Consider the following 24469-nt stretch of genomic DNA (forward strand, 5'->3'; position numbering starts at 1 on the left):
GAGCCCGGCCGATCGACGGTGGATCGGCCGGGCTCGCCGGTGCGGACTGGATCAGGCGAGGTCGAAGCGGTCGAGCTCCATGACCTTGGTCCAGGCCGCGACGAAGTCGCCCACGAACTTCTCGCGAGCGTCGGCGCTGGCGTACACCTCCGCGAGGGCCCGCAGCTGGGAGTTGGAGCCGAAGATGAGGTCGACCGCGGTGGCCGTCCACTTCAGCTCGTCGGTGGCCGAGTCGCGGATCTCGTACACGTTCTCCTCGGACTCCGACGCCTTCCACCTGGTGCCCGGGGCGAGCAGGTTGGTGAAGAAGTCGTTGGTGAGCACGCCGGGCCGGTCGGTGAGAACGCCGTGCCGGGTGCCGCCGAAGTTGGCTCCGAGGGAGCGCAGGCCGCCGACGAGGACGGTCATCTCGGGTGCGGTCAGGTCGAGCATGTAGGCACGGTCGACGAGCAGCACCTCCGGCTGGAGCTTCTCCCCGGCACGCAGGTAGTTGCGGAACCCGTCGGCGCGTGGCTCGAGTACCCGGAACGACTCGACGTCGGTCTGCTCCTGGCTGGCGTCGGTGCGGCCGGGGTGGAACGGCACGGTCACCTCGACGCCGGCGTCGCGCGCCGCCTTCTCGACGGCGGCCGAGCCTGCCAGCACGATCAGGTCGGCGAGCGAGATCTTCGCGCCGTCGGCCTCGTTGAACTCCCGCTGGATGCCCTCGAGCTTCTCGAGGACCGGGGCGAGCTGCTCGGGCTGGTTGACCTCCCAGCTGCGCTGGGGCTCCAGGCGGATCCGGGCGCCGTTGGCGCCGCCGCGCTTGTCGGTGGACCGGAAGCTCGCGGCGGAGGCCCAGGCGGTGGTGACGAGCTGGGCGGTCGTGAGACCGGACTCCAGGACCTTCGCCTTGAGCGCGGCGACGTCGGCCTCGCTCACGAGCTCGTGGTCCACGGCGGGCACCGGGTCCTGCCACAGCTGGGGCTCGGCGACCCACGGCCCCAGGAAACGGCTGACCGGACCCATGTCGCGGTGCAGCAGCTTGTACCAGGCCTTGGCGAAGGCCAGCGCGAACTCGTCCGGGTTCTCCATGAACCGGCGGGAGATCGGCCCGTAGACCGGGTCGAAGCGCAGTGCCAGGTCCGTGGTGAGCATGGTCGGCTTGTGCTTCTTGTTCGGGTCGTACGGGTCCGGGATGATCTCCGGCGCGTCCTTGGCGACGTACTGCTTGCCGCCGCCGGGGCTCGTGGTGAGCTCCCACTCGTAGCCGAAGAGGATCTCGAAGAAGCGGTTGCTCCACTCGGTCGGCCGGTCGGTCCACGTCACCTCGAGGCCGCTGGTGATCGTGTCCGGGCCCTTGCCGCTGCCGTGGGTGCTCAACCAGCCGAGGCCCTGCGCCTCCAGCGGCGCGGCCTCGGGCTCGGGGCCCACGTGGTCGTCGGCGTTGCCGGCGCCGTGGGTCTTGCCGAACGTGTGGCCACCGGCGATGAGTGCGACGGTCTCCTCGTCGTTCATCGCCATCCGGCTGAAGGTCTCGCGGATGAAATGGGCCGCCGCGTGGAAGTCCGCGCTGCCGCGGGGGCCTTCGGGGTTGACGTAGATCAGCCCCATCTCGGTGGCGCCGAGCTCGGGCACCATCTCCGTGCCGGAGACGTAGCGCTCGTCACCCAGCCAGTCGTCCTCCGGGCCCCAGTAGATCTCCTCGGGCTCCCAGGTGTCCTCGCGGCCGAAGCCGAAGCCGAAGGTCTTGAAGCCCATCGACTCCAGTGCGACGTTGCCCGCGAACACGAGCAGGTCGGCCCACGAGATCTTCTGGCCGTACTTCTGCTTGACCGGCCACAGCAGGCGGCGGGCCTTGTCGAGGTTGGCGTTGTCGGGCCAGCTGTTGAGCGGGGCGAACCGCTGGGCGCCGTCGCCCGCGCCGCCGCGGCCGTCGTGGATGCGATAGGTGCCCGCGGAATGCCAGCTCATGCGGATCATCAGACCGCCGTAGTGGCCGAAGTCGGCGGGCCACCAGTCCTGCGAGGTGGTGAGCACCTCGATGACGTCCTGCTTGAGGGCCTCCACGTCGAGCTTGGCGAACTCCTTGGCGTAGCTGAAGTCCTCCGCGAGCGGGTTGGCCTTCGACGAGCGCGCGTGCAGCACCGAGAGGTCGAGCTGGTTGGGCCACCAGTCCTGGTTCGTGCGCGGACGGCCGCCGGTCTTCGCGGTCGGCGAGTCGATCGCCGGGTTCTCGCTCTCGCTGCCGTGGGAGGTCACGGAGTCGTGCGCGACCGGGCAGCCTGCCGCGGCCTTCTTGTCCACTCCCTGTGCGCTGGACGGGGTGTTGTCCTGGGGGTCGCTCATCTGCTTCCTTTCGAGCTGACGGATCGTTCGGGGGTGGGCCGGGCCGAGCATTCGGGGCAGATACCCCAGAAGACGACCTCCGCCTGGTCGATCACGAAGCCGTGGTCGTCCGAGGCGGTGAGACAGGGCGCGTGGCCGACGGCGCAGTCGACGTCCGCGATCGTGCCGCAGGATCGGCACACGACGTGGTGGTGGTTGTCTCCGACCCGGGATTCGTAGCGGGCGGTCGTGCCCGCGGGCTGGATGCGCCGCACCAGACCGGCGTCGGTCAGCGCCCGCAGCACGTCGTAGACCGCCTGGTGGGACACGGTGGGGTGCTCGGCCCGGACGAGCGCGATCACCGTCTCCGTGTCGACGTGCGGGTGGTCGCGCAGTGCGGCGAGCACTGCCAACCGGGGCCGTGTCACGCGCAATGACACCGCCCGCAGCTGCGCTTCGAAGTCCGAAGACACACCCCGACCATAGGACGTTGTCTTGAACAGCTCAAGTTAGGCGACTGCGGGGGCCGAGCCGGTGAGGCCGATCCAGCGCGGCGGGTGGAGCACCGGCAGGCCGGTGCCGGTCGCGGGGAGCGACTCCGGGTGCGTCAGCTTCTCGACTTCCGTGGGCGTCTGGCGCCCGCGGCTTCGGCGGTCGCCGCGGCATGGGCGGCGCCTCGGCCGTGGGCGCGCGCGACGATCTTTCCGCGCTCGACGCGCACCGCGGTCTCGGTCTCGTCGTCGGGATCGGGGAGCCCGAGCGCCGAGGCGACCGTGGCGTGGTCGTCGAGCACCAGGCGCAGCGGGGGCAACGCGCCCTCGGCGAACACCCGCCGCAGACATCCCACCAGGTCGCTGACCTTGAGCCGGACGAGACGGCCGGTCTCCGCCGGATCACTCGTGACGGCGGCCACCGTCACCTGGTCGCCGGGCCGGGCGGACCGGAGGGCTTCCTCGGCCGCGGCGAGCCTGCCTGCCCCCAGCACGGCGATCACGCCGTCGGCACCGAGGTCGACCCTGGCACCGCTGATCCGATCCGCGAGATCCGTGGGCGGAGCCCAGGTGTCCTCGCACGGCTGTGCCGGGGCGACGGAGGGCAGGTGTGGCGGTGCCCAGGTGTCAGCGAGGCCGATTCCCGCCAGGTGCTGGCACGCGCGCGCCACGTCGAACGGGTCACCCGAACCCGGTGCGGCCTCGGCCAGGTGGCCCGAGCCGTCGAGCAGCGTCAGCACCAGCGCCGCCAGACGTACCCGCCGCGGTGACTCCGCATGAGGCGGTTCGCACGACTCCAGCGCGGCGCCGAGCAGCAGCGCCTCAAGCCGGGCGACCTGCGCCAGCACCGTCCGCCCGCGCTCGTCGTCGAGGACGCCGACGAGCGAGCGCAGTTGCAGCCGCCCTCCGGAGGCCGTGTCGCCCACCAACGGCAGCCGCTCGAGCCAGGTCCGGGCGAACCGGCCGAGCGCGTCGGCAGGCGACGACGGCGACGCCGCGGGCGCGGCGGTGGCGGTGTTCTCGACCAGGTCGATCAGCACGGCTAGGTACAGGGCGCGTTTGCTCGGGAAGTTCGAGTACACCGCCCCACGGGTCAGCTCGGCCCGCTCGGCGATCCGGTCGACCTTCGCCAGTGCGTAGCCGTGCTCGGTGAACTCCTCCCTCGCCGCCGCCAGCACGGACGCGCGGGTGCGCTCCTGCTGCTGTGCCCGGGTCAGCCGTACCATCGGCACTCCCTTCCCTTGACGCCGGACATCAGAACACAGACAGAATCCGAATGATAAGACCATTCGAAATCGGCCTGGGTCACGTGGCCAGGATCTGCCCCAGCGCGTCCTCGTCGCCGAGCCACGACGTGTGCGTGCACAGCGGCAGCAGACGGACCGCGAGCTGGAACCGGAACGAGTTCTCCGGCGAGGTCAGTTCCACACCGGAGGTCTTGGCCGCCTGGCGAAGCCGGTAGTCGAGGGTGTTCGGATGGATGCCGAGCCGCGTGGCGGTGGCGCGGCGGTTCATGCCGAGAGTGAAGTACACGTACAACGTGCGCACGAGATCGATCCTGCTCGTGCGGTCGCCACCGAGGAACTCGCCCAGCACGGTCGCGACGAACGTGTCGACCGGTTCTCCCTGCCGGAAAAGGTCGAAGAATGCCGTTGCCTCGTAGGTGTGCACCAGGCGGTCTGGGAAAAGGATCTCACCGAGCGCGCGGGCGCGTTCGGCCTCGCGCGCCGCCGCGGGGAGGCCCTCAGCAGTGGGGGTGGGGCGGCCGACTCCCGCGGTGACGTACCCGGCCTCCGCTCCCGACTGACGCAGCGCGCGTTCCAGCAGGGCTTCGATCCCGCTGGTCGCGGCCGTCGGCACAAGGATGACGGCTCCGCGGCGCAGCAGCGACGAGATGCTGCCAGGAACGTGGCGGCGGATCTCCTGGAGTACCTCGAGCAGGACGTCGTCGAGCGTGTGGCCGGCGCGGCTGGTCGGTCCAATGACGACGGTCGCGTGCGGCTGCCGCGGATCCAAGCCGAGGGAACGCACGGCCGCGTCGCGTTCCTCGGCGGTGGAGAAATCGTCCTCCATGATGCGGGACAGCAGCAGCCGGGTCGCCTCGAGCCGCGAGTCGAGCAGGCGGTCACGCTCGGCGAGATAGGCCCGCTCCGCCTCGCTGCTCACCCAGTCGATGTAGCGGAGGGTGTAGTCGGTGAGCGTCCGGTGATCGAGGTCGGGCCTGCTCTCACTCAGCTTCTCCCACATCGCCCTGGCGCCGATGCGGTAGGCGCGCAACATGGCCCCGAGCGCGATCCCCTGGTGCACTCGCCTGCGTGCGGCCTCGGCGAGCGTGGCGAGTTCCTCGCCGGTCGGGCGCCGCTGGTGCGCGACGGCCTGGAGGTAGATACGGGCGTTGTGCACGTTCGTCTGCACGACATCGGCGAGCACGGCGGGATCGAGGTTGGCGTAGTCGGGGTTGGCGGCGCAGATCGTGTCGGTGACGTACCGGCCGACCCGGCCGAAGTCCTCCGGCTGCGGTTGCGACGTCGTCACAACTACGACCCTCCGAATCGTGCGATGTCTCCGATGACACCGTCGGCGACGGGCGGAAACATACGTTACACGGATCCCGCCTGGTCACGGCGGTGACAGGGGTACGGGAGCCGGCGTGGTCACTCACCGAACAGGGGAGAAGGCAATGTCGCTCGACCATCGGGAAAGCATCGAGGTGCCTGCCTCCGGCCGCAACATCGAACCCGGACTGGTGCGGGCCGTCGCGGGCACCTTCGCCACGGGCATCACGGTCATCACCTGCTCCACAGGCGACAACGCGCACGGCTGCGCCGCCAACGCGGTGCTCAGCGTGAGCCTCGACCCGGCTCTGATGCTGATCTCCCTCGGCCACGGCTCACGCACCCGCGCCGCCATCGAGCGGGCGGGCTCGTTCGCGATCAACATCCTCCCGGACAGCGAGGAAGGCGCCGAACTGTGCTCGTTGTTCGCGAGCCGCGTGGAGGACAAGTTCGCGCGGGCCGGGCATCGTTCTGGCGTCCTCGGCGCACCGATCCTGCGGCACACGCTGGGCTGGTTCGAGTGCGCTGTCGACACCGTTCAGGAAGCGGGGGACCACACCCTGTTCGTCGGCCGGGTCGTCGACGCGGGGCACGACGAGGGCGAGCCGCTGCTCTTCTTCCGGGGCCGCCACCGGCGGCTCGCCGCCTGACCCAACCGCCACGCGATCCGAAACAAGGAGGTCTCGGATGCCACGCAACGGTGCGAACGAGTTGTCGGATGCTCGAATGGCGCGACGCGGTTTGCTCGCCTCGACGGCGGGCAGCGCGATCGAGTGGTACGACTTCTATGTCTACGGGCTGTCCGCCGCCCTGATCTTCAACCAGCTCTTCTTCCCCAACAGCAGCCCGTACTCCGGGACACTGCTCGCGCTGTCGACGTTCTTCGCCGGATTCGTGGCGCGTCCGCTCGGTGCCATGGTCTTCGGGCATTTCGGCGACCGCATCGGCCGCCGCAGGGTCCTGATCATGACGACGTTGCTGATGGGTTTCGGCACCGTCTTCGTGGGGCTGGCGCCGACGTACGACACGGCCGGAATGTGGGGAGCGGGAGCGCTGGTGGTTCTCCGTGTCCTGCAAGGGATCGGGGTGGGTGGCGACTGGGGTGGCTCGGTGCTCATGGCCACCGAGTGGAGCTCCGCCAAGGGCAGGCGCGGCTTCATGGGCAGCCTGCCGCAGTTCGGTAGTCCGCTCGGGCTGATCACGGCCACGGCGGTGACGGAAGGGGCCAGCCGCCTGATGTCGCCCGCCGCCTATGAGTCCTTCGGCTGGCGGATCCCGTTCCTGTTCAGCCTGGTACTCACCGGGCTCGCGTTGTACCTGCGGCTGCGGGTGGCGGAGACGTCCTCGTTCGTCGAGGCGAAGCAGGCGGGGACCGTGCGGCAGGCGCCGGTCGCCTACCTGTTGCGCCACCACTGGCGCATGGTGCTGAAGACCACGCTGATGCGCGCGGGCCAGCACGCGTCGTTCTACCTGTTCACGACCTTCGTGCTCAGCTACGGCGTCACCTCACTCGGGCACGAGCGTTCGACGATGCTGCTCGCCGTCATGCTCGCCGCCGCTGTCTCGCTGGCCAGCACGCTGTTCTGGGGAGCGTTGTCGGACCGCATCGGCCGCAAGCGGATGCTGCAGATCGGCATCGTGGTGATGTTCGTCTTCGCGCTGCCGTACTTCGGGCTGCTGAACTCGGGTGTCACCGCCCTGATGGTCGTCGGGATCGTGCTGTCGCTGGTGGTCCACGACATGCAGTACGGCCCGCAGAGCTCATTCATCGCCGAGAGCTTCCCCGCGGAGGTTCGCTACAGCGGTGCCTCCCTGGGCTACCAGCTCTCGTCCATCACCTCCGGCGGGCCGGCCGCACTGATCGCCACGGCGCTCATGGCGCACTACAACTCGACGGTGCCGATCGCGCTCTACCTGATGGGCATGTGCGCCATCGCCTTCGTGTCCCTGCTCTTCATGCCCACTGTGGACGGACGCGACGCCGAGCCTGCGCAGGCGGAAACGCCCGCACGGCACGTGCCTTCCTGACCAGTTCACGAGAAAGGACGGACGACATGTCGACGAATCCCGTACCGGCGGCCGATCTGGCGCCGAGCTCGCCGCTGGCGGCCGCGATGGAGAACGACCTGATACTCGGCCTGTTCCTGCCGCTGCAGGAGGGCGCGTGGAGCCCCTCGTCGGCGCCCCGAGAGACGAGCTGGACCTACGACTACAACGCGACCTGCGCGCTCGAGGCCGAGAAGTACGGCTTCGACCTGGCATTCGGGCTCGGCCAGTGGCTCGGCAAGGGCGGCTATGGCGGCGAGACGCGCTTCCGCGAGCACGAGCTCGACCCGCTGATCAGCTCGGCGGCCCTCGCGGCACAGACGACGCGGCTGCTGCTGATCAGCACCGTGCACGTGCTGTACGGCTGGCACCCGGTGCACCTCGCCAAGTACGGCGCGTGCATCGACCACATCTCCGGCGGCCGCTGGGGGCTCAACGTCGTGACCGGCTACAAACCCAGCGAGTACCGGATGTTCGGGCTCGATCCGATCGAGCACGACCTGCGTTACGACATGGCCGCCGAGTTCACCGAGATGCTGCGCACGTTGTGGGCGAGCGAGGACAACGTGACGACGCGCGGCAAGTACTGGTCGATGCAGGACGCGCACGTGCTGCCCAAACCGGTGCACGGGCGGCCCGTGCTGGTGAACGCCGCGTCCTCGCCCGCGGGGCTGGAGTACGCCGCGCAGTACTCCGACCTGATCTTCATCACCAGCCCCGGCGGCGCGGACCCGCACAAGGCCGTCGAGACGCTGCCCGCGCACAACAAGAAGATCAAGGACCTGGCTCGCGCCCGGGGCCGCGAGGTACGCACCGTGATCAACCCCCACGTCATCTGCAGGGAGACCGAGAAGGAGGCGTGGGCTGCCTATCAGGCGATCCTCGACAACGAGGACACCGTCGCCGCGGACAACTTCGTCGCGGGCTTCACCGGGGGCGACAACAAGTCCTGGCGAGGGCACAGCCGTGAGCAGTGGGTGGTCGGTGGCAACGTGCACCTGGTCGGCACACCCGAGCAGATCGTCGAGTGGTTCGGCAAGCTGCACGAGGCCGGCTGCGACGGCATGCAGGTGAACTTCTTCGACTACCTGCCCGACCTGCGGCGCTTCGGAGAGCAGGTGATGCCGTTGCTGGTCGAGGCGGGGCTGCGGAAGGCGGCCGGCCGATGACCGGCTCGCAGGGCGCGCCGCTCGCGGGGCTGCGCGTGCTCGAGTTCGGCCAGATCGCGGCAGGCCCGTTCGCCGGATCGCTGCTCGCCGACCTCGGGGCCGACGTCGTCAAGGTCGAGCGGGCCGGTGCCGGAGACGGCATGCGGCAGTGGCCGCCGCTGATGGGCGAACCGGACACCCCGGCGCGGTACAGCGCGAACTTCGCGTCGGTGAACCGGAACAAGCGAAGCATCGCCGTCGACCTGAAGTCCACTGAGGACAAGACCAGGGTACTCGAGCTCGCCGGCGCCGCCGATGTCGTCGTGGAGAACTTCCGCGCGGGAACACTGGATCGCCTCGGCCTGGGCTACGAGGCGGTGGCGGAGGGCAACCCGAGGATCGTCTACTGCTCGATCTCCGGCTACGGCCAGACCGGTCCGTACGCTCAGCGTGGCGCTTTCGACGTCACCGTGCAGGCCGTGTCCGGGCTGATGAGCGTGACCGGCGACGAGCACGGCGAACCGGTCAAGTGCGGTGTCCCGGTGGGCGACTTCGTCGCGGGGCTCTACGCCGCGTACACGATCACCGCCGCCGTGCACCGGGCCCAGCGCACCGGCCGCGGGGCGTGGATCGACTGTTCGATGCTGGGCACGTTGCTGGGTATCGCCGCCCTGCAGACCAGTGAGTACTTCGGCACCGGTCGCGACCCGCGCCGGCTCGGCTCGGCGCATCCGCGCAACGCCCCGTACCGCGCCTTCCGGGCGGCGGACAAGAGTTTCGTCGTCGCCGCGGGCAACGACGACCTGTGGCGGCGCTTCTGCGCGGTCGTGGGCCTGCCCCGGCTCGCGGACGATCCCCGGTTCCGCACGCAGGAGCTGCGCGCCCGCAACCAGGACGAGCTGACCGAACTGCTCGCCCCGCCGTTCCTGGAGCGGGACGCGGCGGCCTGGCTGGCCGCGTTCGAGGAAGCCGGGGTGCCGTGCGCCCCGATCAACACCTTCTCCGAGATCCTCGGCGACCCACAGGTCGAGGCGATGGGCCTGATCAAGCCCCTCGACCTGCCCAACGGGGTCACGACCAGCACGGTCACGTTCCCCGTCCCGATCACCGGGCATGTCGCGCCGCTGCGTCCCCCTCCGCTGCTCGGGGAACACAACGACGAGGTCGCGAAGGAGTGGCTCGATGAGCACGGCGAGCGCTGAGGCACCGGGCACCGGCGAGGTGCGCGTCGAACGATCCGGCGACATCCTCACCGTCACCATCGACCGGCCACGGCGAGCGAACGCCCTCGACGCGGCCACCGTGGAACGTCTCCTCACGGTCGTCGACACCGCGGGTGGCGACGGCACCCGGGCCCTCGTGCTCCGGGGAGCGGGCCGGCACTTCTGCGCGGGTTTCGACATGGCCGGTGTCCTCGACAGCGGTGAAGGCGACCTGCTGTGGCGCTTCGTGCGCATCGAACAGCTCCTCCAGCGGCTTCGCCGAGCGCCCTTCGTCACCGTGGCCTGCGTTGGTGGCAAGGCCATCGGGGCCGGTGCCGACATCGTCGCCTCGTGTGCGTATCGGCTGCTGGACCCGCGGACGACACTGCGGTTTCCCGGCTTCCGGTTCGGCGTGGCGCTCGGCACCCGGCATCTCGCCGCGCTCGTCGGCACCCGCGCCGCCCGCGACCTGCTGCTGCACTCGTCCGAGGTCGACGCCGCGACAGCGGTCCGGCTGGGCCTCGGCTCCGCCGTGGTCGCCCGCGAGCACCAGCAGGAGCAGGCGGAGCGGATCCTGGCGGCGACCGGGACGGTCGACCTGCCGTCGGTCGCCGCGATCCTGAGCCGGACGGCGACGGTCTCCGACGCCGACGACGCGGCGGACCTGGCGGCCCTGGTCACGTCGCTGACCCGGCCGGGACTGCGTGGTCGCCTCGCCCGTTACCTGGGCGGTACCGGTGATTGACCTCGCGCCGCAGGCAGGTGCCGCCGTCCTCGCGCTCGGCCGGCCGGAGCCGGTCGTGTTGATCGACTCGCAGGCGGACCTGGCGGCACTGGTGCTGGCCGCCGGGGCGGCCGAGCCCTCGACGGTGGCCGTGCTGGTTCGTCACACCTCGGGTTTCCTGTGCGCGGCGATGCCCCCACAGGTGCCCGACCGGCTCAGGATTCCCGTCAGCCCAGCCCGCGATCTGCGCCCCCGGGACATCGAGTTCGGGATCTCCGTGGACGCCGTGGGGACGGGCACGGGGATCTCGGCCGCGGCCAGGGCGACGACCTTCCGGCGGCTGGCCGATCCGGCCGCGGTACCCGGCGACTTCACCCGCCCCGGTCACGTGATCACCGTCCGGGTCCTGACCGCCCACCTCCCGCCCGTGACCCTGCCGGGCGCTGCCGTCGCGCTCGTCCGTGCGACCGGGGGTGAGCCGATCGCCGCCTACGGGCATCTGGTCAGTGAACGCGACCCCACCGGCCTGGCGGGCGCGCGCGAGGCCCGGGAGTTCGCGAGGCGCGAAGGGCTGACCGCCGTATCGACGGCAGAGCTCGTCGAGCGAGGTCCTTCCCTGGCCGCCGCCGTCCGTCCATAAGGGACGACACGGTGCGCCGGAACGCGCCTAGACTCACCCGGACCGGCAGGGAAGGGAGTGAGCGAGGGTGAACGACGTCCTGCGCACCATCGAGCGGGTCGGCCAGCGGCTGGACGCGGTGGGAGCCCGGCTGGTCGAGCGCTACCAGGCGGAGATCGTCGACTACCGCGCTCTCGACGAGCACACGTTGCGTGGCGACGTGCTGCCCACCGCCCAGCGCAACGTCGAGGAGCTGCTCACCGCGCTGCGCGAGGATTCGCCGCCCACCGAGTCGTCGCTGGACGCGTTGCGGCGCAGCGCGTTGCGGCGGGTCCACCAGGGCATTCCCCTTCAGGCCCTGCTGCACGCGTACCGGCTGTGGGGCCAGGTGGTGTGGCAGGAGATCCTCGCCGTCACCGATCCTCGCGCACCGAGGGAGCGGGAGGCAGCGCTCGCGGTCGCCGCTCGCGTGATGGCCTACGTCGACCAGGTGTCGGTCGTCGTCGCACAGTCGTATCTCGACGAGGTCACCGGGATGCTCGGCGACCGGGAGGCGATGCGCAGGGACCTGCTGGAGGCGCTCGTCTCCGGCAGGCCGATCAGCGAGCACATGCGGCACCGGGTAGGGGCTTCGGCACTCGACGTCGATGGAGACCACGCCGTCGTGCTCGCGAGGTCCCTCGAGCCGATGGGAAACGACCGCTCCGCCCTGCGCGCCGCCGTGGGAGAGGCCCGCGAACGGTTGCGGCCCACGTCCTCGGCGATCCTCGTGGGCATCAGGGAGGACGAGGTGGTCACCATCTATCCGGTGGCCGGCCGTGGGGACTACGCGGTGCTCGTCGAACAGGCCGGGGAGTGGGCGGCCGGACTCGACGGCTTCGCCGTCGGCGTCGGCCGTGCCCACCACGGCACCGAGGGCATAGCGGCAAGCTATGCCGAGGCTGAGGAGGCCGTCCGGCTCGGCGCTGCGACCGGTGGCGGCAAGGCCAGCACGTTCTCCGAGGTGCTGCTCGACCATCTGCTGTCGAGCAGCCCGCACCTGGCCACGCTGCACCACGAGACGATCGCCCCGCTGCACGCCTACGACCGGGCCAGGGACGCGCAGCTGGTGCGGACGCTGCGGGTCTACTTCGAGCACGGGTTCAACGTCGCGCGCAGCGCCGCCCGGCTTGGGGTGCGCCCGAACACGGTCGTGTACCGGCTGCGCCGCATCCACGAGCTCACCGGGCACGACCCGAGCGACCCCGACCAGCTGCTCCTGCTGCTGCTCGGCATGAAGAGCGACCGCTGGACCAGCTGATTTGCGTTTTCTACAACAACCGTGGGTGCAACTTCGCGGATTAGCGCGCTGACACTCCACGGGGCGCCGACCTAGCGTCGCCTCCGTTGAACCCCAGGTCGAAGACGTCCTTCGGAGGTGTACGTGGCCGCGACGCCCGTGTGGGTGCCCGACGAGAAGACGGTGGCGCGAAGCCGTCTCGGCGAGTTCCTCGCCGTGACCGGCTGTGCGGATCCGCGAAGCCTGGACCACCGCGCCAGGGAGGACCCCGCGTGGTTCTGGGGTGAGGCGGCGCGCTGGCTGGGCGTGGAGTGGCAGCGTGAGCCGGACGCCGTCGTCGCCGGGCTGGACGAGCCGCACGCCACCCGCTGGTTCCCCGGCGGGGAGCTGAACATCGCGGACAACGCGGTCGACCGCTGGGTGCGCTGCGGCCGGGGCGCCGAGCCCGCGCTGCGCTGGGAGACCGAGGACGGCGAGCGCGGGTGCCTGACCTTCGCCCAGCTGGCGGCCGAGGTGGACCGCGTGGCCGCCGGCCTGCTGCGGCACGGCGTGCGCTTCGGGGACCGCGTGGGCATCCAGCTGCCCATGGTGCGGGAGGCCGTGGTCGCCTCGCTCGCCTGCGCCAAGATCGGTGCGATCACCGTGCTGCTGTTCTCCGGTTTCGGCGAGGCGGCCGTCGCGCAGCGCCTCGGCGACGCCCGAGCGGTCGCGCTCGTCTGCGCCGACGGCTTCCCCCGGCGGGGCAGAACCGTCGCGCTGCGCGAGGTGATCGCCAAGGTCGCGGAGCGCACCCCGAGCCTGCGTACGTGCGTCGTGGTCTCCTTGGCCGGAACGGAAGTGCCCGGGCCACGGCTGCCCGGCGAGGTCTCCTGGGACGCGCTGGGCACGGAACGCGCCGGGCCCGTGGAGGCCGCCCGCTGCGCGAGCACCCATCCGCTGATGATCGCGTACACGTCGGGCACGACGGGCGCGCCGAAGGGCATCACGCTCGGGCACGCCGGGTTCGCGGTGAAGGCGGGCGCCGACGCCGCGTGGTGCTTCGACGTCGGCGAGGGCGACGTCAGCGCGTGGATCACCGACCCGGGCTGGATCATGAGCCCGATCACCGTGTTCGGCGGGCTCGTCGCGGGCAGCGCGGTCGCGGTCTACGGCGGTGGTGTCGACTACCCGGATCACGGCCGGGTGTGGCGGTTCGCCGAGGGTGCGGGCGTGACCATGCTGGGTGTGTCGCCCACGCTCGTGCGAACGCTGGCCCGCGGTGGCGAGGAGGCGGTTCCGGAAGAGCCGGCGACGATCCGCGTGTTCGCCTCCAGCGGCGAGCCGTGGACCCCGGACGCGTTCTCCTGGCTGTTCGACCGGGCAGGCCGGGGTCGCGTCCCGATCATCAACTAGTCCGGCGGCACCGAGGTGTCCGGTGCGATCCTGTCCAACACGACGCTGCAGCCGATCGTGTCGTGCGGGTTCGCGGGCCCGGTGCCGGGGATGGCGGCCGAGGTGGCCGGCCCGGGCGGTGAGCCGGTCACCGGCTCCGTCGGCGAGCTCGTGCTGCGCCGCCCCTCACCCGGCATGCCGCTGGGCTTCTGGGGACAGCCGGGACGCTACGAGCGGACCTACTGGTCGCACTGGCCTGGCACGTGGCTGCACGGGGACTTCGCCGAGGTCGACGCCGAGGGCGTCTGGTTCATCCGTGGCCGCAGCGACGACACCATGAACGTGGCGGGCAAGCGGCTCGGGCCCGCCGAGATCGAGCAGATCGCCGGTGAACATCCAGGGGTGAGCGAGTCGGCCGCGTTCGGCACGCCCGACCCGGTGAAGGGGGAGCGCGTCGTCGTGCTCGTCGTGCCCTCGGGCGAGGTGGCGCAGGACGGGCTGGCCGACGAGGTGAGCGCGCTGGTGCGCGAACGGCTCGGCGCCGCGCTGCGGCCGCACGCCGTGCACGTTGTGCCGAGCCTGCCGCGCACCCGCAGCGGCAAGATCCTGCGGCGCGTGATCCGCGCCGTGTATCTCGGGGAGCCTCCCGGCGATCTATCCTCATTGGACAATCCGGAGTCGATCGACGTCGTGAAGGTGGTCCGATGAGCCTGCGTGGCGCCGCCGCGCTGGTCGGCGCGGCAGAGATCCCGCCTCGCCGCACCACACCCGGCATGAGCACATTGGACATGATCGCGAGCACTGCCGCCCTGGCCGTCGCCGACGCCGGAATGGAGCGGGCCGAGATCGACGGCCTGCTCGTCGGGCCGCAGGTGGGAGAGACGCCGCAGCACGTGCCCGCCACCGTCGCCGAGTACCTCGGGCTGGCGCCGACGTACGCGGACCTGGTCGACCTCGGTGGCGCCACCGGCGCGGGCATGGTGTGGCGGGCGGCGGCCGCCATCGCCGCGGGCATGTGCGAAACGGCGCTGTGCGTGCTCGGCAACGTGCGCACCGACGTGACACCGCGCTCGCCCAACCGCAACCCGATTCGCGAGTTCGACGTGCCCTACGGCGGCAGCGGCGCCAACCAGGCGTACGCGATGGTCGCCACCCGGCATTGCGCGGAGTTCGGCACGACGCCCGAACAGCTGGCGCTGGTGCCGGTGTTCGAGCGGGACAACGCCCGGCTGAACCCGGACGCGGTGTTCCACGGCAAGCCCATCACCGTCGACGACGTGCTCGCCTCACCGCTGGTGGTGTCGCCGCTTCGGCTGCTGGAGGTGGTCATGCCGTGTGGCGGCGGGGCCGCGGTGGTCGTCACCTCGGCAGCCCGCGCGCGGAGTGTTCCGCACCGGCCGGTGTGGCTGCGCGGCGCGGGGGAGAAGGTGACGCACCGCGCGCTGAGCCAGGCGCCCGAGCTCACCACCTCGCCGCTGGCGGCGGCGATCGGCGACGCTTACGCGATGGCCTCGGTGGGGCCTGACGACCTGGACCTGCTCTCGCTCTACGACTGCTACTCGATCATGCTCGCGGTCACGCTGGAGGACGCGGGGCTGTGCAAGAAGGGCGAGGTCGGTCCGTGGCTGGCCGACCAGGACTTCTCCCACACGGGCAACCTCCCCTGCAACCCGCACGGCGGCCAGCTCGCCTGTGGCCAGGCCGATCTGGCGGGCGGCATGGCGCACGTCGTCGAGGCCGTGCGCCAGCTGCGCGGCGTCGCGGGGGAGCGGCAGGTGCGCGACCCGGAGCTGGCACTGGTGACGGGCAACGGCGCCACGATGAGCGAGGAGGTAGCGCTGGTGCTGGAGGCCGCGACATGACGATCGCCAAGCCCGGCCCCACGCCGGTTCCGCTGACCGAGCCGTTCTGGGCGGCCGCGCACCGGGGCGAGCTGCTGCTCCAGCGCTGCCGCGCGTGCGGCCACCACCAGCACTACCCCCGCGTGCTGTGCACCCGGTGCTGGCACCGTGAACTGGACTGGGTTCCTTCGGCCGGAAAGGGTCGTGTGTGGACGTTCACGATCGTGCACCGGCCCGGTCATCCCGCGTGGACGGACGACGTTCCCTACGCACTGGCCATCGTCGAGCTCGACGAGGGACCCCGGCTACTGACCAACATCGTCGGCATCGACCCCGCCGACGTCGCCGTCGGTCTCCCGGTCGTGGCGCGGTTCGCCGAACGCGGCGACAGCGCGATCGTCCAGTTCGGACCCGAGGAATCCTGACGACCTTCGTCTTCACAACGAGGTGATGACCATGAGCTCAACCGTCACAACCGCGACAGGCACCCGAGGCCGGTCCGCACGCAGGGTCGCGGTGGCCAGCTTCATCGGCACCGCGATCGAGTGGTACGACTTCTACCTCTACGGCACTGCCGCCGCACTCGTGTTCAACAAGCTGTTCTTCCCGTCGTTCTCGCCACTGGCCGGAACCCTGCTGGCGCTGTCCACCTACACGGCGGGGTTCGTCGCCCGGCCCCTCGGCGGCATCGTGATGGGTCACTTCGGGGACCGCATCGGGCGCAAATCCATGCTCGTGCTTTCGCTGCTGCTGATGGGCATCGCCACCGCCCTGATCGGCTTGCTGCCGACCTACGCCGTCGCCGGGATCTGGGCGCCACTGCTCCTGGTCGTGCTGCGGATGGTGCAGGGTTTCGGTGTCGGCGGCGAGTGGGGCGGCGCGGTGCTGATGGCCGTCGAGCACGCCCCCAAGCGCTCCCGGGGCTTCTTCGGCGCGTGGCCGCAGGTCGGCGTGCCCGCGGGGCTGCTGCTCGCCAACGGTGTCTTCATGACGCTGACCAACGCGCTCGGGGAGGACGCCTTCCTGCAGTGGGGCTGGCGGATCCCGTTCCTGCTGTCGGCGGTGCTGGTGCTCGTCGGGCTGTTCATCCGGTTGCAGGTCGAGGAGTCGCCCGCCTTCACGGAGGTCGCCGACTCCGGCGAGGTGGACCGCAGGCCGTTGGTGACGTTGCTGCGCACCCAGTGGCGGGCCGTGCTGCTCGCGGCCGGGGTCAAGCTCGCCCAGAACTCGATCTTCTACATCTTCACCGTGTTCGTGCTCACCTACGCGACCACCGTGCTGGGACTGAGCCAGTCCGTCGCGCTCACCGGCGTCCTGATCAGCTCGGGGCTGAGCCTGGTCAGCCTGCTGTTCTTCGGCTGGCTGTCCGACCGGTACGGCAGGAAGCGGGTCTACCTGGCGGGCGCCGTGGTGTCGCTGCTGTTCTCGTTCCCGTTCTTCTGGATGCTCGACACCCGCTCGGCCGCGGTGATCTGGCTCGCGATGGTGATCGGCATGATCGGGCACGACATGATGTACGGTCCGCAGGCCGCGTACTTCAGCGAGCTGTTCGACGCCAGGGTGCGGTACAGCGGCGCATCCCTGGGCTACCAGCTGTCCTCGTTGATCGCGGGCGGGTTCTCGCCCGTCATCGCGGTGGCACTGCTCGGCGTGGCGGGCAACCATCACTGGCCCGTCGCGGCCTACATGATCGTGGTCGGGGTGATCAGTATCGTGGCGCTGGCCCTCGGCCCGGAGACCCATCGCGGCGACCGCCGCGAGCCACGGGAGACGAGCGGGAGCGTCGATGGCACGTGACCACCGGTACGTCCAGCTCGGCCTGATCGCCGCGATGCAGGTGTTCGGCCTCGCGGTGTGGTTCTCCGCGTCGGCCGTGGTGCCGACGTTGCGCGAGGTGTGGCGGATCGGTGACGCGCAGGCCGTGTGGCTGACGGCGTCGGTGCAGGTGGGGTTCGTGGCGGGCGCGATCACGTCGGCGGCGCTGAACCTGCCGGACCGGTTCCCTCCGCAGCGGGTCGCCGCGTGCTCGGCGCTCGGTGCGGCTCTGGCGACCGCGGCGGTGCCGGTGTTCGCGGACGGCTTCGGGGTCGCGGTCGTGCTACGGCTGTGCACGGGGTTCTTCCTGGCCGGTGTGTACCCGGTGGGGATGAAGCTGATGGCGTCATGGTTCGGCTCCACGGGCCGGGGGCTGGCGCTGGGCGTGCTGGTGGGGGCACTCACGCTCGGTTCCGCCCTGCCCCAGCTGCTCAAGGGCCTGGGCACGCTGCCGTGGCAGGGCGTGCTGGGCGCCGCGGCCGCGCTGGGCGCCGTCGCGGCCGTGCTCGCGGTGACGTTCGTCCGTCCGGGCCCGCACCTGTCTGGGGGCGCGGCCCGGCACCGCCCGAGGTACGCGCTGGAGATGTTCACCGAGCGCGGGCCGTTGCTGGCGAACCTGGGCTACTTCGGGCACATGTGGGAGCTGTACGCGCTGTGGACGTGGCTGCCGTCGTTCGTCGCGGCGGGCTCGCTGGCCGCCGACACGACCGCGGGACTCGTGGCGTTCGCGGCGATCGGCGTCGCCGGGTTCGCGGGCTGCCTGCTCGGCGGCTGGGCGGCCGACCGGTACGGCAGGGCCCGCGCGGCCGGGGTGGCGCTCGTGATCAGCGGTGCGTGCTGTGTGCTGTCCCCGCTGTTCTACGGGACGGCTCTGCCGGTGCTGCTCGTGCTGCTGGTGGTGTGGGGCGCGGCGGTGATCGCCGATTCGGGGGTGTTCTCCACCGCGCTCAGCGAGGTCGCAGACTCCCGCTACGTCGGCACCGCGCTGACGGCGCAGACGGCGATCGGGTTCCTGCTGACCGTGGTCACCATCAATCTCGTTCCCGTGCTGGCCGATCTCACCGGCTGGCGCTACGCGTTCCTCGTGCTCGCGCCAGGCCCCATCCTGGGTGCACTCGCCATGCGGGCACTCGGCGGCCGGGCGGCGTCCGCCTCCCGGCCCAACCAACCGATTGGAGAGACGACATGACCTCGTGCTGGCCCAACGGAGCGCCGTCGGCCGGAGACTCCGCGGAGCTGAGCAGGCCCGTCACGTCCCGGGACATCGAGTTGTTCACCGAGATCAGCGGCGACCGGAACCCGCTGCACTACGACGCCGAGGCAGCCGCGGCTTCGCGGTTCGGCGAGATCGTCGTCCAGGGCGGGATCACCAGCGCGATCCTCAACGCGGTCGTCGCCGAGAAGCTGCCCGGCCCCGGCACGGTGTTCCTCAACACCCAGTTCGACTTCTCCGCGCCCGTGCGGCCCGGTGACACGATCACCGGCCGCGTCGAGGTGACCGAGGCCCGTGAGGACAAGCCCATCACCAAGCTGAAGGTGAGCGTGACGCGGGACGACGGCACCGCCGCACTTTCGGGCACCGCGGTCTGCTACACGATGGCGCTGGGGCGATGAACACCGTGTCCGCACACCACGACCGGGTGCCGGTGCTCGCGGCCGCGGCACGCACCCCCATCGGCAAGTTCGGTGGCGCGCTCGCCGGGGTCGAAGCGCTCGACCTCGGTGCCACCGCCGTCGCGGGCGCCCTCGACCGCGCCGGCGGGCCGACACCGGACTACGTCCTGCTCGGCAACGTCGTCCAGGCGGGCAACGGGCAGAACCCCGCCCGGCTCGCGGCGGCCCGCGCGGGCGTGCCGATCACGGTCCCGGCCATGACCCTCAACGACGTCTGCCTGGCCAGCATGAGCGCCGTGGGTTGGGCGGCCGCGCAGATCCGCACGGGCGAGATCGGCACGGCCGTCGTGGGCGGTTTCGACTCGATGTCGAGGGCGCCGCACGCGCTGCGGGTCCGTGGCTCGGGCAAGGTCGGTGACGCGACCATGGTCGACCTGCTCGTCCACGACGGCCTGTGGTGCGGTCTCGCGGAGAAGGGCATGGGTGAACTGTCCGACGCCGAGAACGAGCGGCTCGGCATCACCCGCTCCGCGCAGGACGAGTTCGCGGCGCACAGCCACCAGCGTGCCGCCGCGGCGACCGAGGAGGGGCTCCTGGCCGCGGAATGCGTGCCTGTCGCCGGTGTGCCGCTGGAGGCCGACGAGGGCATCCGCCCCGGCAGCTCGGCCGAAACGCTCGCGCGGCTGCGCCCGGCGTTCACCGGGGCGGGCACGATCACCGCGGCCAACGCCTCCCAGATGTCCGACGCGGGCGCGGCCGGCGTGCTGATGTCCCTGCGCGCGGCACGGGAACGTGGCCTCACGGGGCTGACCGAGGTCGTGGACCGGGCCGTGGTCGCCGGACCGGACCCCGCACTGCACCTGCGGCCAGCGGACGCCATCCAGGTGCTGCTCGAGCGCAACCGGCTCGCGGTGAGCGACATCGGCCGCTGGGAGATCAACGAGGCGTTCGCCGGTGTCGTGCTCGCGAGCACCCGGAAGCTCGGCATCGACCTCGACACGGTCAACGTCAACGGCGGCGCCATCGCGCTCGGCCACCCGCTCGGCGCCTCCGGCTTCCGGCTCGCGCAGACGCTGGCCGCGCAGCTTCCCCGTGCCGACGCCGAGTTCGGGATCGCTGCGATCTGCGGTGGGGGTGGGCAGGGGCAGGCCGTGTTGCTGCGCAGGCTCTAGCGCGAGCGCTGACGACGCTGCCCCTGCCTCGCCGTCACCGGGGCAGCGCGGTCCAGACGGACTTGGTCTCCAGATAGGACTCCAAATTGGCGTGGCCCATGTCGCGGCCGTAGCCCGAGGTCTTGTACCCGCCGAAGGGCACGGCCGCGTCGGTCGCGCCGTACATGTTGATGTAGACGGTGCCCGCCTGGAGCAGCTGCGCGAGCCGGTTGGCGCGGGTGATGTCCCGGGTCCAGATACCGGCCGCGAGGCCGTACGGCGAGTCGTTGGCGCGCCGGGCGATCTCGTCCAGGTCGTCGAACGGCTGCGCGACGACCACCGGGCCGAAGATCTCCTCGCGGACGGCGGGGAACGAGTCGTCGACACCGGTGAGCACGGTGGGGGAGACGAAGTAGCCGCCGGGATCGGTGCCCTCTGGCCGGTCGCTGCCCCCGGTGAGTGCCGTCGCTCCCATGTCGAGGGCCTGGTCGACGTAGCCACGGACCCGGTTGTGCTGTGTGCCGCTGATGAGCGGGCCGAGCGTGGTCGACTCCGCGAGGCCGTGCCCCACCACCAGCTCCGACGCCAGCTCGGCGACCCTGCCCACCACGTCGTCGAAGCGGCTGCGCTCGACGTAGAGCCGGGAGCCCGCCGAGCACGCCTGGCCCGCGTTGAAGAAGATCGCGTTCGCGGCGCCCCTGGCGGCCTCCTCGACGGGGCTGTCGGCGAAGACGATGTTGGGACTCTTGCCACCGAGCTCCAGGGTGACGCGCTTGACCTGCGCGGCGGCCCTGGCCGCGATCCGGGTGCCGACCCTGGTCGAACCGGTGAACGCGATCTTGTCCACCCCGGGGTGGTCGACGAGTGCCTCGCCGGCCTCGGTCCCGTAGCCGGTGACGATGTTGAGCACGCCGGGAGGGATCCCGGCCTCGAGCGCGAGCAGGCCGAAGCGCAGCGCGGTCAGCGGGGTGTCCTCGGCGGGCTTCAGGATGATCGTGCACCCGGCGGCGAGCGCGGGCGCGACCTTCCACATCGCCATGAGCAGCGGGTAGTTCCAGGGCACGATCTGGGCGACGACACCCACCGGCTCCCGCTCGGTGCGGACCATGACGTCGGGGACGGCCGGCTGGATGGTGTCGCCCTCGATCTTGCCCGCCCAGCCCGCGAAGTACTCCAGGTGCCGCACCGCGAGCGGCACGTCGACGGTGCGGGCCGCGGCGGCGACCTTGCCGCCGTCGAGGACCTCCAGCTCCACGATCTCCTCGGCGTGCTCGGCGAGCAGCCGGGCGAAGCGCGCGATCACGCGCCCTCGGTCCGGCGCGCTCATCCGGCGCCACGGCGCTGCGGGGTCGAACGCCGCGCGGGCCGCGCGCACCGCCCTGTCCACGTCCGCGGGGCCGCCGGCCGCCGCGGTGGCGATCCGCCTGCCGGTGGCCGGGTCGAGCACGTCGATGGTGCCGCCGTCGCGAGCGGGAACCAGCTCGCCGTCGATGAGCAGTCGTGGCGGGCCTGCCAGGAACCGCCGGGTGGCTTCGCTGACCCCGGCGGGCAGGGTGAGTTCGGTCGTGGTCACGTCGGGCTCCGTTCCGGGGTCGGTCAGGCGTTGGCGCGCAGGGCGGCCGCGTTGGCCACGGCGGGGATCTCCGCACCGGCACGCCACGCCCGCAGGGCCGCGGCGGCGAGCCGCGAGTGCTCGGCGATCACGTCGTCGGAGGCGCCGCCGATGTGCGGGGTGAGGGTCACGTTGGGCAGTGACAGCAAGGGATGGTCCTCGGGGATCGGCTCGGTCCAGAACACGTCGAGACCGGCTCCGGCGAGGTGCCCGCTGCGCAGTGCGTCGATCAGCGGCCGCTCCTCGACGACCGCGGCCCTGCCCGCGTTGATCAGATACGCGCCCTGGCGCATCGCGGCCAGCTGCTCGGCCCCGAGCAGCCCGATCGTGGACTCCATCAGCGGCACATGGACGCTCACGACGTCGGAGGCGGCGAGCAGTTCCTCCAGCGGCACGAGGCGGGCCTCGTGCCCGAACGTGTCCGCGGGCAGGTACGGGTCGTAGACGAGCACGTTCATGCCGAAGGCGCGAGCCCTGGCGAGCACCCGCCTGCCCACGGCCCCGCCGCCGAGGATGCCGAGGGTTCGGCCGTTGAGGCTGAGCCCTCGGAAGATCCGGTAGGGCTCGAACACGTCGTCACCGTGCCAGGAGCCCGCGCGCAGCCACGCCTCGGCGCGGGAGGTGTTGCGCAGCGCGGACAGCAGCAGCGAGAAGGTGAGGTCGGCGGTGACGTCGGCGTTGCGGCCGGGTGTGGTGGCCACCGGAACACCGCGCCGCCCGCACGCGTCCAGGTCGATGTTGACCGGTGCCGCGCGGCAGGACACCGCGAGCCGCAGGTTGCGCGCGATCGCCAGTGAGCGCTCGTCAAGCAGGTCCAGCTCGCACACGACGGCCTCGGCCGCGGCCAGCTCGTCGTCGAGCCCTGCGTCGGCGAGCGAGCGCCCGGTGTCAGAGGGCGGGGCCACGGTGACGTCGAACTCGGCCCGCAGCTCCTCGGCGACGTCCTGGTCGAAGGCGGCGGTCACGAGTACGCGCGGTCTGGTCATCAGGCGAGCTCCTTGTGGTTGTCGGACAGGGAAAGTCCGCCACCCGCCGTGCGGAGGGCGCGGAGATCGGGCCAGCGTGGGCGGAGGGCGTCGCGGACGGCCACGAACGTCGCGAACTGGGCGTCACAGACCTCGCGCACGCCGGGGTCGGGCCGGAACACGTCGAGCTCGCCGAGCAGGCGCGCGGCGGCCGTGGGCACGTCGATTCCCGACACCGCGGCGAGCGCGTGCGCGGCGACGCCGCGTGCGCCGAGCTCCCCGGCGGAGGCACGCTCGACGGTGCAGCCGGTGAAGTCGGCGAGGATCTGGCACAGCAGGCCGCTGGTGGCCGCGCCGCCGCACAGGCGCAGGGTCCCGCCGACGCCCAGCGCTTCCTGGCATTCGCGCAGGCTCAGCGCCAGCCCCTCGTACACGGCCCGTAGCAGCTGGGCGGGCGTCGTCTCCGTGGAAAGACCGAGCCAGCCCGCCGACGCGTGCGGGTCGGTGAAGGGGGCGCGTTCGCCCGCCTGCGCCCCGTACGGCAGGTACAGCACGCCGCCCGCGCCCGGCGGCACGGTGCGCGCCTCGGCCTCGATCGCGTCCCAGCTCCGCGAACGCCTGCCGAGCAGGTCCCGTACCCAGTCGAGGTTCGGCGTTCCGGACATGGGGCACAGGCATTCGAGCACCTCGCCGTCCTGCCCGGTGGACAGGGTGATTCCGACGTCGGTGCGCACGTCGGCGGCCGTGGCGTGCACGGTGCCGAGGAACGCGGTGGTGCCGATGATGGCGTAGGCCTGGCCCGGTGTGCTGACGCCGAGTCCCACGCCGCCCGCCGCGGTGTCGACGAGGCCGGTGACCACGGGGATCCCGGCTGGCAGACCCAGCGCGGCCGCGGCGGCGTCCGTGAGCGGCCGGTGCGCGCCGGCCGGGACGATCGGTGGCAGCAGCGTCGCGAACCTCCGGTGCCCCAGCGCGTCGATCAGCTCTGCCGAATACGCGCCGGTCGAGGTGTCCACATAGGTCCGGGACGCCTCGGAGGCGTCGGTGGCCAGCACACCCGTCATGCGCAGGCGGATCCAGTCCTTGCAGTTGGCCTGGTGGCGCGCATTGGCGAGCAGTTCCGGTCGCGTGGCCTCCAGCTCCTCCAGCAGCACCGGAAGCGCACCGGGGAACAGCGTCGAACCGGTGATGCGCCGGATCGCGGCCGCCCGGCCGTCGCGTTCCCACTCGCGCACCCGGTCGGCGGCCCTGCCGTCCAGCCAGAGGACCGCGGGCCCGGCCGGTTCGTGGTTCTCGTCGAGCAGCCACGCGCCGTCGCCCTGCCCGGTGACGCCCACGGCGACGACCTCGACCTCGCCCGCGGCATCGAGTGCCCGGCGCACGGTGTCGGTCACGGCGTGCCAGACGTCGTGCATGGACTGCTCTGCCCAGCCGGGGCCGGGCCGTTCCACGTGCACCGACGTCCGGGTGGTGGCGAGTTCCCTGCCCTCGGTGGTGAGCACGGTCGCCTTGACGGCCGTGGTGCCCGCGTCGATTCCGAGCACGGCGTGCCGGAGCTGGCTCATCTGCTCTCCATTGAACAATAGTTCATAGCTTTGTTCTACGGTTCACAACGTACGGCTCTGTCCCCGCTCGGTCAACCAGGCTCCGCGCGGGCTTGACAACCGGCGGTCCGGCGCGTCACTCTCCGACCGGACGTGCAAGGTGATGAACAATTGTTCAAGCGAGA

Annotated in this window: 22 protein-coding genes; 15 read left to right on the plus strand and 7 right to left on the minus strand. The window is 71.5% G+C overall.

Annotation, left to right across the window (positions count from 1 at the left end; translation table 11 throughout):
- Positions 1 to 51: 51 nt before the first annotated feature.
- The 4 genes from katG to FCN18_RS04555 all read right to left on the minus strand — a co-directional run bounded on the left by katG (position 52) and on the right by FCN18_RS04555 (position 5333).
- A complete protein-coding gene (gene katG, locus FCN18_RS04540; RefSeq protein WP_137093452.1) occupies positions 52 to 2328 on the minus strand; it encodes a catalase/peroxidase HPI in 2277 nt (758 codons plus the stop codon).
- Positions 2325 to 2780, minus strand: a complete 456-nt coding sequence (locus FCN18_RS04545; RefSeq protein WP_112273402.1) for a Fur family transcriptional regulator — start codon at positions 2778 to 2780, stop codon at positions 2325 to 2327. The genes katG and FCN18_RS04545 overlap by 4 nt, the downstream gene beginning before the upstream one ends.
- A gap of 134 nt (positions 2781 to 2914) precedes the next feature.
- Positions 2915 to 4024 carry a TetR/AcrR family transcriptional regulator gene (locus FCN18_RS04550; RefSeq protein WP_137093454.1) on the minus strand — a complete coding sequence of 370 codons (1110 nt, stop codon included), beginning with the start codon at positions 4022 to 4024 and terminating at the stop codon, positions 2915 to 2917.
- Positions 4025 to 4103: 79 nt separating this feature from the next.
- Complete coding sequence (locus FCN18_RS04555; RefSeq protein WP_137093457.1) at positions 4104 to 5333, minus strand: PucR family transcriptional regulator; 1230 nt, start codon at positions 5331 to 5333, stop codon at positions 4104 to 4106.
- 145 nt (positions 5334 to 5478) lie between these two features.
- Here FCN18_RS04555 and FCN18_RS04560 point away from each other — a divergent pair, with 145 nt between their 5' ends.
- The 15 genes from FCN18_RS04560 to FCN18_RS04625 all read left to right on the plus strand — a co-directional run bounded on the left by FCN18_RS04560 (position 5479) and on the right by FCN18_RS04625 (position 20184).
- Positions 5479 to 6003, plus strand: coding sequence for a flavin reductase family protein (locus FCN18_RS04560; RefSeq protein ID WP_112273396.1), 525 nt, complete (start codon positions 5479 to 5481; stop codon positions 6001 to 6003).
- A gap of 37 nt (positions 6004 to 6040) precedes the next feature.
- Complete coding sequence (locus FCN18_RS04565) at positions 6041 to 7381, plus strand: MFS transporter (RefSeq protein WP_228713644.1); 1341 nt, start codon at positions 6041 to 6043, stop codon at positions 7379 to 7381.
- 26 nt (positions 7382 to 7407) lie between these two features.
- Positions 7408 to 8568 carry an LLM class flavin-dependent oxidoreductase gene (locus tag FCN18_RS04570; RefSeq protein WP_112273392.1) on the plus strand — a complete coding sequence of 387 codons (1161 nt, stop codon included), beginning with the start codon at positions 7408 to 7410 and terminating at the stop codon, positions 8566 to 8568.
- A complete protein-coding gene (locus FCN18_RS04575) occupies positions 8565 to 9749 on the plus strand; it encodes a CaiB/BaiF CoA transferase family protein (RefSeq protein WP_137093459.1) in 1185 nt (394 codons plus the stop codon). The genes FCN18_RS04570 and FCN18_RS04575 overlap by 4 nt, the downstream gene beginning before the upstream one ends.
- Positions 9730 to 10494 carry an enoyl-CoA hydratase/isomerase family protein gene (locus FCN18_RS04580; RefSeq protein WP_158303045.1) on the plus strand — a complete coding sequence of 255 codons (765 nt, stop codon included), beginning with the start codon at positions 9730 to 9732 and terminating at the stop codon, positions 10492 to 10494. The genes FCN18_RS04575 and FCN18_RS04580 overlap by 20 nt, the downstream gene beginning before the upstream one ends.
- Positions 10487 to 11113: a 3,4-dihydroxy-2-butanone-4-phosphate synthase gene (locus FCN18_RS04585; RefSeq protein WP_158303046.1), complete on the plus strand. Its 627-nt coding sequence runs from the start codon at positions 10487 to 10489 to the stop codon at positions 11111 to 11113. The genes FCN18_RS04580 and FCN18_RS04585 overlap by 8 nt, the downstream gene beginning before the upstream one ends.
- 67 nt (positions 11114 to 11180) lie before the next feature.
- Positions 11181 to 12392, plus strand: a complete 1212-nt coding sequence (locus tag FCN18_RS04590; protein WP_113643497.1) for a PucR family transcriptional regulator — start codon at positions 11181 to 11183, stop codon at positions 12390 to 12392.
- Positions 12393 to 12515: 123 nt separating this feature from the next.
- Positions 12516 to 13763 carry an AMP-binding protein gene (locus FCN18_RS39670; RefSeq protein WP_206077806.1) on the plus strand — a complete coding sequence of 416 codons (1248 nt, stop codon included), beginning with the start codon at positions 12516 to 12518 and terminating at the stop codon, positions 13761 to 13763.
- 15 nt (positions 13764 to 13778) lie between these two features.
- Positions 13779 to 14450 (plus strand): AMP-binding enzyme, encoded by a 672-nt coding sequence (locus FCN18_RS40670; RefSeq protein ID WP_206077807.1) that lies wholly within the window; start codon positions 13779 to 13781, stop codon positions 14448 to 14450.
- Positions 14447 to 15604 (plus strand): thiolase family protein, encoded by a 1158-nt coding sequence (locus FCN18_RS04600; protein ID WP_112273382.1) that lies wholly within the window; start codon positions 14447 to 14449, stop codon positions 15602 to 15604. The genes FCN18_RS40670 and FCN18_RS04600 overlap by 4 nt, the downstream gene beginning before the upstream one ends.
- Positions 15601 to 16008 (plus strand): Zn-ribbon domain-containing OB-fold protein, encoded by a 408-nt coding sequence (locus FCN18_RS04605; RefSeq protein WP_112273381.1) that lies wholly within the window; start codon positions 15601 to 15603, stop codon positions 16006 to 16008. The genes FCN18_RS04600 and FCN18_RS04605 overlap by 4 nt, the downstream gene beginning before the upstream one ends.
- A gap of 31 nt (positions 16009 to 16039) precedes the next feature.
- Complete coding sequence (locus tag FCN18_RS04610) at positions 16040 to 17380, plus strand: MFS transporter (protein WP_112274782.1); 1341 nt, start codon at positions 16040 to 16042, stop codon at positions 17378 to 17380.
- Complete coding sequence (locus FCN18_RS04615) at positions 17370 to 18587, plus strand: MFS transporter (RefSeq protein WP_137093463.1); 1218 nt, start codon at positions 17370 to 17372, stop codon at positions 18585 to 18587. The genes FCN18_RS04610 and FCN18_RS04615 overlap by 11 nt, the downstream gene beginning before the upstream one ends.
- Entirely contained in the window at positions 18584 to 19012 is a 429-nt protein-coding gene (locus FCN18_RS04620; RefSeq protein ID WP_137093465.1) for a MaoC family dehydratase, read from the plus strand. The genes FCN18_RS04615 and FCN18_RS04620 overlap by 4 nt, the downstream gene beginning before the upstream one ends.
- Positions 19009 to 20184 (plus strand): acetyl-CoA C-acyltransferase, encoded by a 1176-nt coding sequence (locus FCN18_RS04625; RefSeq protein WP_137093467.1) that lies wholly within the window; start codon positions 19009 to 19011, stop codon positions 20182 to 20184. The genes FCN18_RS04620 and FCN18_RS04625 overlap by 4 nt, the downstream gene beginning before the upstream one ends.
- Positions 20185 to 20218: 34 nt before the next feature.
- Here the strand turns inward: FCN18_RS04625 and FCN18_RS04630 are convergent, their stop codons facing one another.
- The 3 genes from FCN18_RS04630 to FCN18_RS04640 are packed head-to-tail and all read right to left on the minus strand — an operon-like array spanning position 20219 to position 24305.
- A complete protein-coding gene (locus tag FCN18_RS04630; RefSeq protein WP_206077808.1) occupies positions 20219 to 21736 on the minus strand; it encodes an aldehyde dehydrogenase family protein in 1518 nt (505 codons plus the stop codon).
- Positions 21737 to 21759: 23 nt separating this feature from the next.
- On the minus strand, positions 21760 to 22761 hold the full coding sequence (locus FCN18_RS04635) for an NAD(P)-dependent oxidoreductase (RefSeq protein WP_113643500.1): 1002 nt from the start codon (positions 22759 to 22761) through the stop codon (positions 21760 to 21762).
- A complete protein-coding gene (locus FCN18_RS04640) occupies positions 22761 to 24305 on the minus strand; it encodes an FGGY family carbohydrate kinase (RefSeq protein ID WP_112273376.1) in 1545 nt (514 codons plus the stop codon). The genes FCN18_RS04635 and FCN18_RS04640 overlap by 1 nt, the downstream gene beginning before the upstream one ends.
- Positions 24306 to 24469 lie beyond the last annotated feature (164 nt).

This window comes from Prauserella endophytica (assembly GCF_005146945.1).
In the GTDB taxonomy this organism is placed as follows: domain Bacteria; phylum Actinomycetota; class Actinomycetes; order Mycobacteriales; family Pseudonocardiaceae; genus Prauserella_A; species Prauserella_A endophytica.